Annotated in this window: 8 protein-coding genes; 1 reads left to right on the plus strand and 7 read right to left on the minus strand. The window is 64.1% G+C overall.

Annotation, left to right across the window (positions count from 1 at the left end; genetic code table 11):
* Positions 1–1,022: AfsR/SARP family transcriptional regulator (locus FLX08_RS36210; protein WP_208761890.1), on the plus strand; the 1,022-nt coding region annotated here is incomplete at its 5' end.
* Between the two features lie 830 nt (positions 1,023–1,852).
* On the opposite strand, the gene FLX08_RS36215 is transcribed toward FLX08_RS36210, so the two are convergent.
* The 7 genes from FLX08_RS36215 to FLX08_RS36245 all read right to left on the minus strand — a co-directional run bounded on the left by FLX08_RS36215 (position 1,853) and on the right by FLX08_RS36245 (position 16,601).
* Entirely contained in the window at positions 1,853–9,895 is an 8,043-nt protein-coding gene (locus FLX08_RS36215) for a LamG-like jellyroll fold domain-containing protein (RefSeq protein WP_167530712.1), read from the minus strand.
* 768 nt (positions 9,896–10,663) lie between these two features.
* The gene (gene murG / locus FLX08_RS36220) at positions 10,664–11,812 is read right to left on the minus strand and encodes an undecaprenyldiphospho-muramoylpentapeptide beta-N-acetylglucosaminyltransferase (RefSeq protein WP_142624779.1); all 1,149 of its coding nucleotides are present in this window, start codon (positions 11,810–11,812) and stop codon (positions 10,664–10,666) included.
* Complete coding sequence (locus FLX08_RS36225; protein ID WP_142624780.1) at positions 11,809–12,516, minus strand: NTP transferase domain-containing protein; 708 nt, start codon at positions 12,514–12,516, stop codon at positions 11,809–11,811. Before FLX08_RS36225 ends, murG begins: the two co-directional genes overlap by 4 nt.
* Before the next feature lie 11 nt (positions 12,517–12,527).
* On the minus strand, positions 12,528–13,628 hold the full coding sequence (locus FLX08_RS36230) for a DegT/DnrJ/EryC1/StrS family aminotransferase (protein WP_142624781.1): 1,101 nt from the start codon (positions 13,626–13,628) through the stop codon (positions 12,528–12,530).
* Positions 13,625–14,320 (minus strand): WbqC family protein, encoded by a 696-nt coding sequence (locus tag FLX08_RS36235; protein ID WP_142624782.1) that lies wholly within the window; start codon positions 14,318–14,320, stop codon positions 13,625–13,627. Before FLX08_RS36235 ends, FLX08_RS36230 begins: the two co-directional genes overlap by 4 nt.
* Positions 14,320–15,423 carry an FAD-dependent oxidoreductase gene (locus tag FLX08_RS36240; protein WP_208761891.1) on the minus strand — a complete coding sequence of 368 codons (1,104 nt, stop codon included), beginning with the start codon at positions 15,421–15,423 and terminating at the stop codon, positions 14,320–14,322. The genes FLX08_RS36235 and FLX08_RS36240 overlap by 1 nt, the downstream gene beginning before the upstream one ends.
* 8 nt (positions 15,424–15,431) lie before the next feature.
* Positions 15,432–16,601: an SPASM domain-containing protein gene (locus tag FLX08_RS36245; RefSeq protein WP_142624784.1), complete on the minus strand. Its 1,170-nt coding sequence runs from the start codon at positions 16,599–16,601 to the stop codon at positions 15,432–15,434.
* Positions 16,602–16,603 lie beyond the last annotated feature (2 nt).

Below are 16,603 nucleotides of genomic sequence, written 5' to 3' on the forward strand. Positions count from 1 at the left end.
TGGTGACCTCCTCGACGACAGGAGTCGCCGCACTGCTCCTCGGCGACTGGCCATGCGGCACGACCTGCGACATTAGCGTGGATCACCAGGTCGTCAAGGTCGAGGGCCAGCTCGCCGACGCACTATCCGGTGCCGGTCTCTTCCACATTACCGAGGGCGAGGCGGCAGCGCATCTGCGAGAACTACTGCCTGAGGAGGAGTCGGCGGCCATTGTGGAAGAGCCGTCGCAGGGCGCAGAACCTGAAGTCTGGGCTGGCCCGCAGTTGGTTCGCCTTTCGGTGCTGGGTCCTCCCACCGTCCATGCGCGCGGTCGGTCGAACCCGCTTGAGCTGGGCTGGCTCCAGCTCAACACGCTCGTGTACCTCGCGCTCCACCCTGCAGGAGTCACTCGTGACCAGCTCACGACAGCCCTGTGGCCCGAGGACACTGGCAAGGACGTGCACAACACGCTTCGGCACCTTCGAAACGCGCTGGTCACTGCCACCGGCTATGAGAATCGCGATCGGAAGCGGGCGCCGTTCATCAACGCGTCGACGACTCAGGAGGGCGCGACCTACCGCATCGATCCAGCCCTGGTAAGCATCGATCTGTGGGACTACCAGGCGGCTCTGGAGGAACTGAAAGCGGCCTCCGAGCCTGGTGCCAAGCTGTCGGCGCTCATGAAGGCTGCGGAGTCGTGCAACGGGGAGCTGGCACACGGCCTGGAGACGGAGTGGCTCGACGAGCACCGCTACCCGCTCACTCGGTCGCAGTCCGACGTCCTGAGCCAACTCGCCGAGCTGTGCCGCGATAACGATCCTGAGCAAGCGCTTATTGCCTTAGAGAGAGCTCGCGCGTTGGATCCCGACACCGAGGAGACGTACCTCCGAATCATCCGCCTGCAACTGAGCCTCGGACGCAGAGACGACGCGCGGAGGACCGCCAAGCTGCTCCGTCAGCGCCAAACCGGCCTAGGAATTGCGTCCAATTCAAGAACAGAGAGAGCTCTCACCGCACTGTTCACTGGTAACGAGGATGCCTGATGTATGCCATCGGCCATCCGACTCGGCTCCGTCTCTCTTTTGGTGGCGACCGACAGTTAGACCAGGAGGGTGCGGTGGCGGAGCAGTGCGACGCCGACTCGGCTGCACCCGGCATGGTCCGTTTGGTCCTGGTGTTCATACCTTCGGTGCCGCCATCGTAGAACGGCGAGGTGACAACCACTCGGAGGGCATCGCGGTCCTTGTCAAGGCCGCGGATCAAGGCGTGCAGATGAGGGAGATCGGCGGCAACTTCTTCGAAGACGAAGTCGACCAAAAGGCTGTACCGCCTCGCGCACGTACCTGAGGCCGGCGGGGGAACACTCGGACGGTGTACGTGCGCATGCGGAAGTGGACGTGGTGAATATTCCTGGCCTGTCTGCCTTACCTCACGGGGCCAGGACATGAGGCTATTACCTCAATTTATAATTGTCGAGCAATGAGTGGTCGAAGCCAATGTCATCGAGCTGTTCGAGCATCCACCTACGCCTGTCCGGTGGCGACAATTGCCATGCACGAGCCAGAGAGAACATCAGCCGCTCCCGACGAAGCTTGCCCGATTCAATACTTAGAGGACCGACGATCATGTGACACAGATCTGACAGTGAATATATGATTTCACAAGCTTCACGAGCAGCGCTTATTTCGACTTCTGTGGCCCTCCTAATGCTTCCTGCATTCTTCCTCATGTGCAGTTGCGCAACATAAACCAACCGAACTACCACCTCCTCGATACTAGGGCCATAATTCTTGGCGGCGCCGCGGTTGAACATCACGCTTCTTCCCTCTAGGCCAGGTGGCGCAGCTCGGTCGCTGCGCCACCTGTCAGGATTCTAACAGTGTCCCTCGATATAGATCTCCGTGTCGTAATCGATGTCTGGGAACATATCGTCCTCGGCCCGCTCCAGGAGTTCGGCGGCTCTATGATTACCGTTGTCCAGAGACTTTCCATTCAGAGTTCTAAAATGGCCGACTCTGCCGTCCTTGGGTTCGAAGACCGCTTTCAGCAGAGTCTCATCATCCATGGCCTCTGCATCCAGCTTTTTCTGTTGGCTAATAGGATCTCGACCGGTGGGGTCATAATCAGGAAGCTCGTACCTGAGCAAGTCTCTCACGGTAGCGTTGGCGTCGGGCCGGACGAACGGCTCAGAGCCAGGCTTTTTCCTGAACCGGTCAAACACGCCATCGTTGTGGACGAGGATTCCTTGATCGCCTACGAGCACATAGTAGGTGTGTAGCCCTTCAATTGTCAGATTGAAGACCGACTGGAGGGCCGACCGTCTTTCTACCGCCGTGATTTGCACGTAGGTGCCCGCGCTAGTCTGGAGCCACGTTCCGGGCTGCAGCTGGCCGGCAGTTACCCACCTTTGAAGAGTAGGGACCCAAAACGGATGCCCGGCGGTCGCGGTGATCGAATCCGTGGCGTCTCCTCGATGACCGTCGACATCCACAGTGATCTTGACGAGATGCTTGAGCCCTTCACCCGCGATGAGGGTGGTGACACGTTTGGCCTCGGTCAGGCCAGCTTCCGGATCGGCAGCGATAACCTCATCGCCGATCTTTACGTCCTCGATCGACTTAACCGAGCCGTCAGCCATGAGGACTTTGGTGCCTGCAACGAAACTATTGCTTGGGAGACAGTCGCTCCCACCCATGCCCGGTGAGTCCGTTGGTAGATCTGGAGTGACGTCGTCGATGACGTCATCGACAATATCGTCCACCCAATCATCGACGGCATCTTCGAAGAAATCCTCAACGAGGTCCCGGCTACAGTTTCTAAGGTTCCGGCAAGACATACCGAAGGTGACGTCTACACCGGAGACATCGCCTCCGCCCGCAGCACCGGTGTCGACCTCTATTTGAACCGGGCTGTTCGACTTCGCCTTGCTGTTTCCACTTGTCGATGCCTTCGTACTCTTGGTGCTCTTGGCTGGGCTTGAAGAGCTTTTCTTACCATTGTTCGACTTCGAGCTCGACTTCGGCTTCGAACTCGACTTCGAGCTCGACTTCGGCTTCGAACTCGACTTCGAGCTCGACTTCGGCTTCGAATTTGTACTCGAGGGCTTCTTGGTTGTCGGTCTACTCGTTGGCTTCTTGGACGTGGAGGTTCTCGGCTTTGAGGCCCTAGGTGTGCTGTTCTTTGGCCTCGACTTTGTTGACTTCGAAGTCCTTGACGTACTTTTCCTGGTCTTCGGCTTGCTCGATTTCGACGCCTTCGACGGCGAATTATTTGCCTTCTTATTGCTCGTTCGCGTTCTCTGGCGGTCCCACTGCTTCTGCTGGCTGAACTCTTTAAGGTCCGAGCGATTGGAGACCGTCCTATTGGACCGCTTGATTTTGGCCTTCGGTGTCTTGCCGCCGTTTTGTCGGGCGACCTCCTGTTGGCGCATCGAATTGCGCATGGCATTGGCAACCTTGCTGCTACCGCCGCCCGCGACGCCGCTGCTGCCACTGCTCGTTCCGCCGCCTCTGGTGGCGCTGCCGGACATCCCGCCGCCGCCTCTGTCGACGGGCACGTGCCCAGACGGGTCGTTGTTGCCGAGCGGGTCGCCGTTTCCATAGACATAGCGGTTGAGGTTGCTGGAGGGGTTGGGGGGGAGGTTCCAACTGTCGCGGGAGGCGAAGCCGCCGGTGCCGGGGATGTACCACCGGGCGTGCATATTGACCTTGCCCGTGTCTGGGTCGGTCCATTCACTCTGATATCCCACGGACCGTTTGGTACCGGTCTGGGCGACCACCTCCCCGAAGGGGCTGTAGGCGGTGGAGTCGACGAGGGCGGTGCCGTCGTAGGTGGCGACGACGTCGGTATGAATGTCGGTCATCACGCCAAGGGCAGGCCCTGTGCCTTCCTGAAGGCTGAGCAGATTCCCCAGGGGGTCGCGGCCGTACTTTGCCTTGACCCCGCCGGATCCGTCGGTGACGGTGGCGATGTCGTTTGTGAGGCTGGAGTAGGTGAACTTCTGCTCGGCCCCGGCCTTGCTTCGCGAGACCAAGCGGCCGAGTGCGTCGTAGGAGTAGGTCGCGTCTCCGTCGCTGATCATCTGGTCGAAGGCGTCGAAGACGAGGTGTCGGGTGGCGCCGGCTTTGGTCTCGCTGGCCAAGGTACCGCGGGGTGTGTAGGTGTAGGTGGTGCCGTCGCCCGACACCAGGCGGTTGCGTTCGTCGTAGGTGTATGTTTTGCCGCCAGCCTGGATGCGGTTGCCCGAGGCGTCCCACACGTAGGTGGTGGTGTTTCCACCGGAGGCTTTCCATGAGGTCAACCGACCGAGATGGTCATAGCCGTAGGTGTTTGTCCCGGCCCCGGCCGTGCCTTCGGTGGTCTTGGAGACCAGGTTGTCGTCCTTGTCCCATCCGTAGGTGATCTTCGCGGTCTGGGTGCCGGAGCTGTTTTTCAGGACATGGGTGATCAGCCGGTCGAGTTGATCGTAATCGAACACCTGGCTACCTGCGGGGTTGGCCGAGGACAGCGAGGTCAGGTTGTCGTTCTTGTCGTACTCGTACGTGAATGTGCGTCCCGAGACGGGGTCTGCGGCGGTCGCCAAGCGGTCGCCGTTGTCCCAGGTGAAGTTGGCGGTGCCGGAGTTATCGACCCGCTGGAGAGGGTTGCCCAAGGCGTCGTAGCTGAAGCTAGCGATTTGGGTGGAGGATCGAGTGACTGTGGTGAGCAGGGTGCGGTCGTTGTACACCAGTGTGTAGTCGCTGATGGAGGTCATGCGGCCGGCGAGGTCGTAGCCGTAGTTCCGCTCCGGGGTGGGGATCGCAGCGCCCGAGCCGGTTTCCTTGGTCAGCCGTCCGAGATGGTCGTAGGTCCGGTCGATCCGCACTCCGCCAGGCAGAAGGTCGGCGATGGTGTTGCCAGCGGCGTCGTAGACGCTGGTCCAGGTCCTGTCGGAGGCGTTCGGGTAGGCGGTCGTGGCAGGTTCGATCAGCGACTCGACCAAACCGAGACTGTTGTACGTGGTCCATACCGCGTTGCCCCGGCCATCGGTGGTACGGGTCGGCAGGCCGGTCGCGTCGTAGCCGAAGGTCGTCGTGATCGTTTCGGTGTCCGACACCGGCTCGATCGACTTGGTCAGCATGCCGCTGGCATCGAATTCCATCCGCGTGATGTGGCCTTCGGCGGAGGTCACCCTGGTCCGATTTCCTGCAGGGTCGTAGCCGAACTCGGCGGTACGCCGGGTGGTGCCGGTGTCGTCGAGATCCTTGGCCTCGATCTGCCGACCGGCGAGGTCGAAGACAGCGACGGTGGCGTTGCCCCGGGGATTCGTCACCTTAATGGTGCGTCCGGCGAGGTCGTAGTCGTAGCGGGTGGTGTTGTTGTTTGGGTCGGTGACTGAGGTGATCTCTCCGGCGGCGTTGGGCACGTAGCTGGTGGTCTTGGTGCCCGGTGCGATGCTCTTGACAAGGTTGTCGGCGTCGTCGTACTCGAAAGTTGTGGTGTAGGCCGCGGTGAACGGCTTACGGTCGATGACCGTCGAGGTGATCTGGCGCCCGAGATCGTCGTAGGTCGTCTGGCGGCGCGCCCCGGTGGGATCCACCGTCGCCAGTACCTCTCCCAGCAGGTCGTACTCGCTAATCCATCGGCCTGCGGTCTGGCCTGCTGGTGCGGGGTCGGTGACACGTACGAGGTTGTCGAGCTGATCGTACTCAGCATGGGTGGTGTAGCCGCGGGGATCGGTGTACTGGGTCAGTCTCCCGGCCAGGTCGTAGGCGTAGGACCGCTTCGGCGTGAGCGTGTTGCCGCCTGGCTGGGCGTAGGCAGGGTAGGCCACCGACGTGAGGCGGCCAGCCTTATCGAAGGCCGCGGTGCTGGTGCGGCCCTCGGCGTCCATTTGATGGCTCCGCCGTCCGGCGCTGTCATAGCCGTACCGAGTGGACGGGCGTGCCGCGCCGGTGGCGCCGTTCTTGTCCACCTGCACCTGCGGGGCCTTGCTCTCCACCAGCCGTCCGGCCTGGTCATACCGATAGTTGGTGGTGAAGTGGGCTGGGTCGGCTCCGGGAGCGTTGCCTCGCGGGTCGGTGACAGCAGTCATCAGACCCCGGTCGTCGACCTCCCATGTTGTGGTCAGGTCCTCGGCGCCGTTCCGCACCGTCTGCCGCGTGAGGATGTCGTCGGCGTTGTAGACAAACTCCCGTACCTCCGTGCGGCTGTCACCGTTCTTGGACAGGGTCGTCCTGGTGACGTTGTCGTTGGCGTCATAGACGTAGGAGGTCTTGCGTGCAAGCGTCGATGGATCAAAGGTTTCTGACGTCAATCGGTCGGCCGCGTCGTAGACCGAATCGGTACGTTCCTTTCCCCCGCTGCTGACCTCGGAGATCGCGTTTCCGGCCGCATCATAGATGTAGGACTCCAGGACGACGTCCCGAGTGGTTGTCGAGCCGTTCAGCTTGAGGTCGTCGCCGATCACCTGGGAAAGCAGGTCGTCGCCGTAGTAGGTGTAGCTGATTTTGCGGCCCATCGCGTCCGTCTCGGAGGCGAGGCGACCTTCAGGGTCATAGGCGTAGGAGATCAGCACCTTGTCGGCCGCCGGGGACGGCGACACGGGGCTACCAGTCCAGGCTTTGATCGTGGCCGAGGCTAGCTCGCCTCGGGAGGTGTAGGCGTATTCGAATCGGGTGTCCAGTTCGTTGATCAGGCTGGTCTGTGCACCGGTTCGATCCCACTCATAGGTGACCTTGCCGCCTTCGGGTCCGGTGACCGTCTCAATGTTTCCGTACGTGTCGTATGTGTAGGTGATCACCCGCTCGGGGTCGCCGCCGGTGAGGTCGGTCGCAGTCTCGGTCAGGGTGTTGCCGTCTGGGTCGTAGCCATAGGTCACCCTGGCTGTGTGGCTCACGTCGGTGATCTCGTTCTTTACTGCTGCACCGGTGGTCGTCCGAACCCGGCCTACTCCGTCATAGGTGATCGTGGTTGTCACACCGCTCGGGTTGGCCTGCGAGATCTCGGTTTTCGACGTTGTCCGCCCCAGAGCGTCGTGATCGTAGCGCGTGATCAATCCCGTGGGACCGGTGCTCTCGGCCACGTCACCGGCCGCGGTGTAGGCGTAGCGGGTGGTGTTGCCCTTAGCGTCGGTCTCAGATTTCACAAGGCCAGCTGGCGTGGTGCCGCCGCCGACCACGGGCTCGGTTCCGTCGGTGTAGGTCGTAAGGATCGAGCGCCCGGAGGGAAAGTCCGGAGTGGCAGGGGTGGTCTCCTTGGACTCCTCACCATAAGTGGTGTACTGCCAGGTGGTGGCGTAGGTGTTATCCGTTGGCGACGACGAGCGGGCATCCCGGAACGCGGTCACCTCGTCGTTACGGGGATCGAACTTGTCGCCGGTGTTGAGGTAGTAGGAGGTGTATTGGGTCTGGCAGTTGCCCGGCGAGCGACAGGTCTTCAGCGACAGCGCGTTGCCCCGCTCGTCATGGGTGAGTTCGAGGGGATTGCCGTTGCGGTCGGTCACCTTGGCCAGGAACCCGCCGGTGTCGTAGGCGTAGGACGTGGTCTTGGACAGCTGGTCGGTCTCGCTCACCAGCCTGTGTCCGCGCCAGGCGTCGTGGACGTAGGTCAGCGTGCCGGACTTGGGATCGGTAACCGTGACCGTCGACATTCCAGTCGTCTTGTCGTAGACCGGCACACCCACCGTCCAGGTGCCGCCGTTGTCGTCGGTGTGGGTCTTGATCCGGTCGGTCGCCGCGTCATAGACGTTCTCGGCCCATACCCGTCCAGACGGCAACGTGATCTTCGTCAGCTTCCCCGGCTGCGTCGCCCCTCCGGCGAAGTGGGACTGCACCTCGGTGGCCGTGAGCGGCCGGTCGTAGACCGCGACCTCGTCCAGCGATCCCTTGAACGGAAACGAGCTCGTCGCCGACGTCGGAGCCGACGGCCACGAACCCGCCCACGAGCCCATCACCCCGTTGCCGACCGCTGCGGTGGCCGGCCAGGGATCGAACTGATAACCCGGCTGGCTGCCCACCACCTGCCCGTCGAGGTAGAGGGTCTCGCTGGTGCCGCCGACGGTCAGTACCACGTGATGCCACGCACCGTTGTTGACCGCCGTGCTGGAGGTGATTGGAAGGATTGGCGTGGGCTGCCCCATCTCAGGCCGCTCCAGGAACTGGGCGCGCAACTTGCCATCGGTGCCGACATAGATCACTGGACGGTTCGGCAACCCGCCGCTGACCATGCTGTCCGCCGACAGCACCATGCCGTTGGTGGTGGTCTTGAACCACGTCTCGAACGACAACTGCGTCGACAGCCGGGCCAGCACGTTGCCGGGCAGCTTCACCGAACCGGCCGTCATGCTCACCGCGGTGTCTGCGGTGCCCGCCAGTGCCCCCGCCTGCCCCAGCGTCACGCTGCTGTAGGTGGCCGCCACTCCGCCCCAGCCGAGGTCCTTCGCGCTGGTGCCCGATGCCTCGTTCAGACGCCAGTACCCCACCGGATCACTGTCGAGCACCCTCGTCCGGTACTGCGACCCGCTGTCATAGGCATAGCTGGTGCACTCGGTGGTGGGGGCGCACACCTTCGTCAGGTTGTCTCCCGTATAGGTGTAGGTCCAGGTGAGTGGAGCACCGTTCACGGGGTCAGTGGACACCGACGCCACTCGCGAGCCGTTCCAGGTGAAGGTGAGCTTGCGCCCACCAACTCCGGTGACGGCGGCCAGTTTGCCGTCCGCACCGTAGGTCAGGTCCTGGGACCGGCCCCGGTTGTCGGTAACCTTCGTCAGCCGGCCAGCGGCGTTGAAATAATAGGACGTGGCCGATTTGTCCATCAGACGCCAGCCACCCCCGCTTACCGACGCGAGCGTCGCGTACATCCCCGCAGGCGGCTCATAGGTGCCGCCGCTCTTAGAGGCGAACCTCAACTGCCGCCCGTCAGGGTAAGTCACCAGAAGCGATGTCCCCGCGTTCTCCGAGACGATCTTCATGTCCCAGCGGGACGTCCATCCGGTCCCGAAGAACCCGTCCGAGCGGGGATCCAGGCTGTTGTACCAGCGGACCACCGACAGGGCCGGACCCGCCGTCGCGACCGACGCGTCAGTCCACTGCGTGGTGTAGTTGCCCGCCAACTGGTGGAACTCCTGCCCGTTCACCCCAGGGGTGGCCAACTGCGAGGTGATCGACGGCTCGCGTACACCGGTGGTGAAGGTCCTCACTGGAGACGTCGAGATCTCTGTGGATACCCGGTTGATCAAATACACCTGCCAGTAGTACTGCTTGTCCCACTGGAGCCGGCCCGACGGCACCTTCCAGGAGTTCTCCATCTGCTGCCCAGACTCCCAGCAGTTCGTGGCCGTCTCCGGCGGTGCGTCACACAGCAAAAACCAGTAGTCCACCCCGCCGTCCGGCGCCGTGCCGTACGCGATTAGTAAGGGAGTCAGCGTCCCCACCAACGCCTTGTCCGCAGGGGAACCGTCCACGAACATCGGCGCCGTCAACGCAGACGACGAGGCCGCAAGCGAGTTGCCGGACTCGCGGCCACCCGACCGCAGCGATGCACCACTGGCGGGTGAAGTGCTGGCCGACGGGCTCGGAGCGGGGCTCGAAGCCGGCCGCTTCGTCTCCCACCAGCTACGACGTTCCGGCTCAGACCGCTTCTTCACGCGGTCGGCGATACGACTGACCGACGCGGGAGCGATCGCCTCTCCGCCGTCGACGGACCGCTCTTCTACCGGCAACGCACCCTTAGGACGCTTGCCTTTACCGCCGGCTTTGACCGGGCCTGCCTCACTAGCCTGAGTGGTTTCCGGCTTCACCAGGTGCGGCAATCCTGCAGCCGACCTCGACGACTGCACCGGAAGGGCCAGCGTGACGGGTTGCGGATCAGCCATAGCGGGAAGCACGGTTAACTGCATCAACCCGGGAAAGGCCATGACGGCGAACAGCACAGCCATCCGTGCAAGCCAACGATTAAAAACCAGACCGAAACCGCAACGGCGCATACCGCCGCACCTCCCGAATGAGGCCTAAAACTCACAGGGAACATTCAGCATTTTTGGAGAGATCTTCAAGGAACCTCCTGAAAGTACAAGATCCTCAAGGGCGCCTCAATGGTGATCCAAATCACAACATTTACCTCTTATTCACCCTTGACACGATCAGCACAGCTGGTTGAGTAGTCGTGATGGGGCGCTGTCGCAGCCTTGATGGTGACGAGGGGTTTTGCCGCACAGCAGTGGGTCGTAGATGATCTTGGTGAGCTTGTGACGGTGATGTCTCCAGGTTGCCGTCGCCGATCACGCACGATGTCGCGGCCGATGACGAGCGCCAGTGTCACTGGTGAGGGTTACTGGCTGGGGTGACTGGGGCCGGAAGTCCGTGCCAGGCTTGCCGAGAAAGCCAGTGACGACTGGGGCGGTTCTGCAACGTATGAGCCGGTTCTTCATCAGGGCGACCACCCGCCGCTCCGGCCCCCCCGCAGAGCCGCTCGCCATGCCGTCAATATCGGTTCGGTCAGTGCCCATCGAGCGTCGGACAGATCACTGCGATAGGGACGCCCGGAAGCCGCGCGATGACACTCGATCGCCTCCCATACAGCAGATCGTTACGAACCAGGACCAGACGCCCTCCAAGTCCGTTTTTCCTCGTGCGGCCGCTCCTGCGCGAAGTCGGTATGGCGGAGTGACCGGCAGTGGTGCACCTGTGAGGCAGAACGAGCGAGGTTACTTCGCTTGGTCGAGGATGACCTTGGCGAGGGCATCGGCAGCATCAGGCCGGCCGAGGGCTCTGGCGGCATCGCTCATGCGCGCTCGGAGGCCGGGATCGGAGAGAAGTTCGTCGAGTTTGGCCAGGAGCTGCTGAGGGGCCGGGTCGGGTTCGAGTAGGGCGCGGGCGGCTCCGGCGCCTACGAGGTAACGGGCGTTGCCGCGTTGCTCGTCTCCGGCAGCGGGGACCAGGGGGATGAGGACGGACGGCTTCCCGACCGCAACCAGCTCGGCCACGGTTCCCGCGCCGCTGCGGGAGACGACTACGTCCGCAGCGGCATACACATCGGGCAGTTCCTCGCCGACGTACGCCGTGGGGTGGTAGCGCTCACCGATCTCGGCGGGCAAGTCGGCGGCCACCTCGGCGAGATGGCCGATCCAGTCCCGGCCGCACTGGTGGAGCACCTGGGCGTGGGTGAGCAGCGTGGGCAGTATCTGCTCTATCAGGGTGTTGATCTGCCGGCTGCCCTGGGCGCCGCCGGTCACGTAGACGAGCGGCAGATCCGGGGCCAGGCCGTACCGCTCGTGCGCCCGGGCCGGGTTTCCGTGCAGGAGCTGGGGGCGGATGGGGTTGCCCGTGACCACGGCTCGTGCGCGTGCCCGCTGAGGGAGATGGTCGATGGAGGTGGGGTGGGTGAGCGCGACCGTCGTGGCCACCCGAGCCAGGATGCGGTTCGCGAGGCCAAGTGAGGTGATCTGCTCGTGCATGACCAGCGGGCGGCCGAGAAGGCGAGCAGCGAGGCCGAGGGGCACGCTGACGTACCCTCCCGTCGACAACACCACATCCGGCCGGTAGCGGGCGGCTATGCCGGCCGCCTGCAGAACGCCGACAGGGATCTTGAAGAGATCGATCATGTTCTGGCCGAGCTCACGGAGATTGGGTGATCGCCTGACCTTGCCCGCGCTGATCGCCTTGAACGGGATGTGGTGCTCCGCGGCGATCCGCGCTTCCAGCCCGTCCGCCGTGCCCACCCACAGCACGTCCACGTCGCGACCCTGCGCGGCGGCATGCTCGCGCACCGCCGTAATGGTCGTGAGCGCGGGGTAGGTGTGCCCGCCGGTCCCGCCCCCGGTGACGAGCATCCGGATCTTCCGCGCGGCTGTCATGCGGTCGTCTCCTCCATAGGTACGGCAAGGCCGAAGCGAGCACCGGCCTGGCGGATCGTTTCGGGGGTCTTGATCGGCACCCACTGTTCCACGGGTACGGCCGTGCCCTGGTGTCCGCGGGCGAACAACACGCTCATGGAGATCTCGTAGTACCCCAAGTCCGCGAGCGTGGCAGTCAGCTCTCGGACGAGGCGGGCGCCGTTGATGCGGTGAACCCAGATGTTGGCCCAGGCTCCGGGCGGGCAGCCGCCGGCAGGGCGCTCGACGATTCTGTTGATGCGGAAGTCGGGGTCGAGGGTGAGCATGCCGCCGATGAAGGTGCTCTGGAGCACCGCGGTTGTCACAGCGATCGGCGACGGACAGGCGGCCAGCCGCTCATAAGTGTCGTCGGGGACCAGGTCGGTGATCCCGCTCACGAACACGGAGCCGACCGCACGGGCACGCCGCAGTCCGGTCAGAGCGGCACCATCCGCGGTGAGACCCTCCTGCAAGCAGACCTTGACGTCGCGATAACCGGTGGCAGCGACGTCCGCCTTGATCTGCTGCACGTTCCCCGGATTCGCGATGACCAGGAAGCGCTGAACCCCCGCGCGGGCAGCCTGACGCATGTGTCGTTGCAGCAAGGTCTCGCCGCCCAGCCGAAGGGTCGCCTTGTCGCGGCCGAGGCGAGTGCCACTGCCTCCGGCGAGCAGGATGGCGATCATAAGCTGGTCTTTCACCTCTCCAGGTCTTCTGCCAGAAGGCAGTTCTTAAGGGCGTCCGCCACGGTCATGCAGTCGGCTGCGCTGAGCGAGGGATGGAAGGGGAGGAACAGCGTGCGCACCAGCAAGTCCCGGACCCCAACCCAGCCCTCTACGCCCTGACGTACGGCGAGGGCCGGGTAGTCGAACCACGGCCGGTCGAACATGACCGTGCTGGCGACCCCATGCCTCGCGAGCCTTTCCCGGAGGTCAGGCATCGGGTGCGGAAGGTGAACGGCGTAGCGACTCTGGCTGGCCTGAGGAGTACGGCCCGGCATCACGACGGCCGGGGGGAGAGCTTGTTGGTAGGTCTCCGCGACACACTGCAGGCAGGCACGCAGAAGTTCACGCTGATCCCACTGGTGATAGGCGATCACCGCTTCGATCTCGCTCATCCCCCGGAAGCGGTAAATGCTGTCACCGACCGCCCATCGGTGTTCCTGCCCGCTGTGCGAACGACGGGCGGCGATGTGCTGGGCGAGACGCTCGCGGCGGGCCAGTACGGCTCCGCCGCCGCTCCCGCAGATCGGTTTCGTCGGCGCGAACGACATGATCGTGACATCTCCCCAGGCCCCTGGCCCGGAGCTGGGACTCGGGCCAGGGAGGAGATAGGCACAGTCCTCAATCACCAGGCACCCCCGTGCGCGAAGGGCGCAGATAGCGGTCTCGGCGTGCTCAGCGACCATCCCGCCATGGTGAATCCAGATCACCACGGCCCGCCCGATGACCATGTCCGGGTCGATGAGCGGAGCGAACCGTACGGCATCGACGGGAACCGGCACCGGGATGCCGCCGAGTCGGGCGACAAGGCCCGGGATCGCGACGAAGCAGTTGGCCGGGACCAGGACCCTACGGTCTACGAGGTCGAGGTCCTCAAGGATGAGTTCGAGGGCGTCCATGCCGCTCCCGACGGCTACGGCGTGGCGGTTCCAGTCGGCGCCGAGACGTTCTTCCAGCCTTCTCGTTTGGGGGCCACCACGAAGTAGACCTGAGTCGATGATCCTCGCGACGTCATCGCTGATGGCGTCGCGGACCTCTGGCAAGACGAGCGTCCTCCAGGACGCGATCCTCGTCATGCCGGCTCCCCTGACGTGAGGATCCGCCCAGCCTGCGGACCGGCGTTCATCAGCAGGTCGAGGACGCTCAGGTTGTCCAGGAAGCCTTCGTGGAGCTGGGGATAGCGCGGTGGACGATAGCCCTGCCAGCGCAGTTCGATCCCCGCCACCTCCAGAACCTCCGGGTCGAGGTACGACGCGCAGCCGTCGCCCGCGAGGTAGGTAGCGGCCCCGAGACGGCGGCAGATCTCCGCGAGGAGGGCGGTTTTCGTCTGCCTGAACTCACCGAGACTGCTGCTGAGCACCCACGGGGTGGTGATGCCGAGCATCCGGGTCAGATGGAGATCGCAGGCCAGGTTCAGCATGCCGAGGTTGGTCCACGGGTGGTGGAACAGCAGGCCAAGCAGCTCCCCGCACATTTCCAAATGGAGGGCTCGAGCGTAGGCCTGCCGGACCGTGACCTCATGCCGTCTCTGCCATTCCGCTCCTGGTGCGATGGAAGCCCCGCGGATGGGACCGCCGCGAGAGCGGTGCGCGACGGGGACGGTCAGCCGAGTTCGACCGGTGCTGGTCTTGATGTAGTTGCGGTTCTGCCATCCAGGGGTGAAGGCGACGTGGTCGAGGTAGACAAACAGGTCGGCACGCTGCATCTTGTCGAAGAACCCCGGATACGGCAGGTAGTGAGGCTGGTGAATCGCGACGACGAGGCCCATCAGGCGATCTCCTTGCCGGCGCGCGAGACGAGCTGGTGAGCACAGCTGAGCGCCGCGGCGACCGTCTGCCCCATGTCCAGGTAGAAGTCGGCGCCCGCGCCTCGGCCGGCGAACACCACACCGGTGGCGGCGTCGGATAGTTCCCGGTAACGGCGAATCAGGGCCGTGTTGGCAGGAGTGCGAAGCACGAATTCGACGACATGCTCCCCGTCGCCCGCTCGCTCGATCCCGACTAGGGCTACAGCAGGAGCCTGGTTCCAGGGCAGCAGGTCGGACCGATGCGTGCGGTAGCGAGGAGTAGCCGCATCGGGGTGCGTCGTCACCGGAACGCCGGAAACCTGGTTGGCCTCACGCCAATCCAGGGCGACTCGTCGGCGTGCCAGCTTGCCGTACCGGTGGCCGAAGTAGGCGTCGAGCGGTCCGGTGTAGACGCAGGCGTGCCGTGAACGCGGCCATGGCCCGCGATGGCTCATGTACAGGTCGATCAGTGGGGAGCTGACCATGCGGCTGAACATGGCCCCGTAGCCGTCGGCGGGCAGGCCTTCGAACCGACGCCGGCGATAGCCATCCTCATCGTCGAAACGGATCGCGAAGCGGCTGGTGAAGACCGCGGCATCGAGCTGGGATGGATGCACACCCCACTGCTTGGTCACGTACGCGGCGACGAACATCTCGTACAGCCGTGGACCGAGGCTGCCCAGAGCGACGTCCTCGACGGTCACCGGTAGGCGATTCCGGTACGGCGAGGCGTCTCGATCCACGCTCCGACGCGCCTCTTCGACGCCGAATTCCCGCCCGTAACAGTGACGGATCGCCGTAAGCCCGATCGGCATCGGGATCAGATGTCCGTCGACCAGGGCGTAAACCGTGTGCCGATAGTCAATCCAGTCAGCGAAGCGCGACAAGTACCGCCAGATGCCCAGGTCGTCGGTGGCCATGACGTGGGTGCCGTACGGGCAGAACTCGATCCCCATGGAGTGGCGTTCCGAACGGCACAAGCCGCCGATCCGCGCATCGCGTTCCACGAGTGCGACGCTCAGACCATGTTCGGCCAGGTGCTGAGCGGTGACGATGCCGAACAGGCCGGCTCCGATGATGACCACGTCGTATGTCATAGAAACCACGCGTGGCGAGATGCGAACTCGTCGGCCGGCGGCCTGGGTAGGGCGCCAGCGCGCCAAGCGTCGATGGCCATCGTCTGCTTGATGTGTCGGCAGCCGTTGGCGAAGCAGCGGCTCGCGGCCATGGAGTCGATGAGCCGCTGAGCTACCTGACGGTGCCGTTCACCTCCCCAGATGTCCTCCAGGTCGTCTTCCTGAAGGGTGCCGATGAGGTAATCCGGCCGTCCCCACTGGGGTCCGCAGGCGTACACCTCGCCGTTCGCCAGGACCCAGCAGTTCAGCCCGATCGCCACCGTCCAGCACCAGCGATGGTCCCCGGCCGCCCCCTTGTCGCCCATGATGAGATCGAGCTGGTCGAGCCAGGCGGTGATCCCCTGTCCCTTCGCGAACGTGCTCAGCAGCTCGCGGAACTCCGCGCGTTGGGCGTCGTCGAGGGTGAACCCGCCGATGCCCTCGTAGTCGTCGACCAGGCGGAGATGGACGTTGTCGAAGCCCGTCGAAATTGCCCAGTCGTAGATGCGGGGCAGCCAGGTGTAGTTGCGGTTGTTGATGAGCACCTTGGCGTTGACGACGGGAGTGCTGAGGCCGGCCCTGTCCCGGGCGTCCAGGATCGCTCGTACGGCGCGGGTCATCGCGGTGTGTCCGCCGCGGCCACCTGCGACCTCCGTATAGGTGGCGTCGTCGTAGCCAAACACGGCGGCCTCGATGAACGTCATCTTGGCCAGCACGTCGGCGCGGGCAAGGACGTGACCTTTGATCAGGTTCGAAGCCATGCCGGCGCGGGCCTGCTCCGGCAGCCCCGCTATGTAGTCGGCGATCCTTCCACCACGCCACAGGGTGGGCTCTCCGCCGCCGCAGTACTGGACGCCCCGCACACCCATCCCCGCGATCGAGGCATGCAGACGGTCCATCATCTCGGTGCTCATGCCGGCGAAGCCGTACTGCTCATTGCGGGTCTGGGCGTAGCAGTGAACGCAGGCCACGTTGCAGGCCATGGTCGGGTACAGCTCCAGTGACCAAGGTGCCGGCCGGATGGCGATTCCGCCGTCGAAGACGTGAGGGTCGACGGCCTCCGTCTCGGCCGCCGCGTAGAGGGCTTTGACCCCTGACCAGTAGTCGGCAGGTCTGGCCGTTGCCGTGATGAGCTCGAATCCCTTCATCA

Source organism: Microbispora hainanensis (assembly GCF_006874475.1).
Taxonomy (GTDB): Bacteria; Actinomycetota; Actinomycetes; order Streptosporangiales; family Streptosporangiaceae; genus Microbispora; species Microbispora hainanensis.

Bases quoted from the DNA above. Each gene is read 5' to 3' on its own strand.
- FLX08_RS36245 (WP_142624784.1), bottom strand. From the start codon at position 16,601: ATGAAGGGATTCGAGCTCATCACGGCAACGGCCAGACCTGCCGACTAC.
- FLX08_RS36225 (WP_142624780.1), bottom strand. From the start codon at position 12,516: ATGATCGCCATCCTGCTCGCCGGAGGCAGTGGCACTCGCCTCGGCCGC.
- FLX08_RS36215 (WP_167530712.1), bottom strand. From the start codon at position 9,895: ATGGCTGTGCTGTTCGCCGTCATGGCCTTTCCCGGGTTGATGCAGTTA.
- FLX08_RS36235 (WP_142624782.1), bottom strand. From the start codon at position 14,320: ATGGGCCTCGTCGTCGCGATTCACCAGCCTCACTACCTGCCGTATCCG.
- FLX08_RS36230 (WP_142624781.1), bottom strand. From the start codon at position 13,628: ATGACGAGGATCGCGTCCTGGAGGACGCTCGTCTTGCCAGAGGTCCGC.
- murG (WP_142624779.1), bottom strand. From the start codon at position 11,812: ATGACAGCCGCGCGGAAGATCCGGATGCTCGTCACCGGGGGCGGGACC.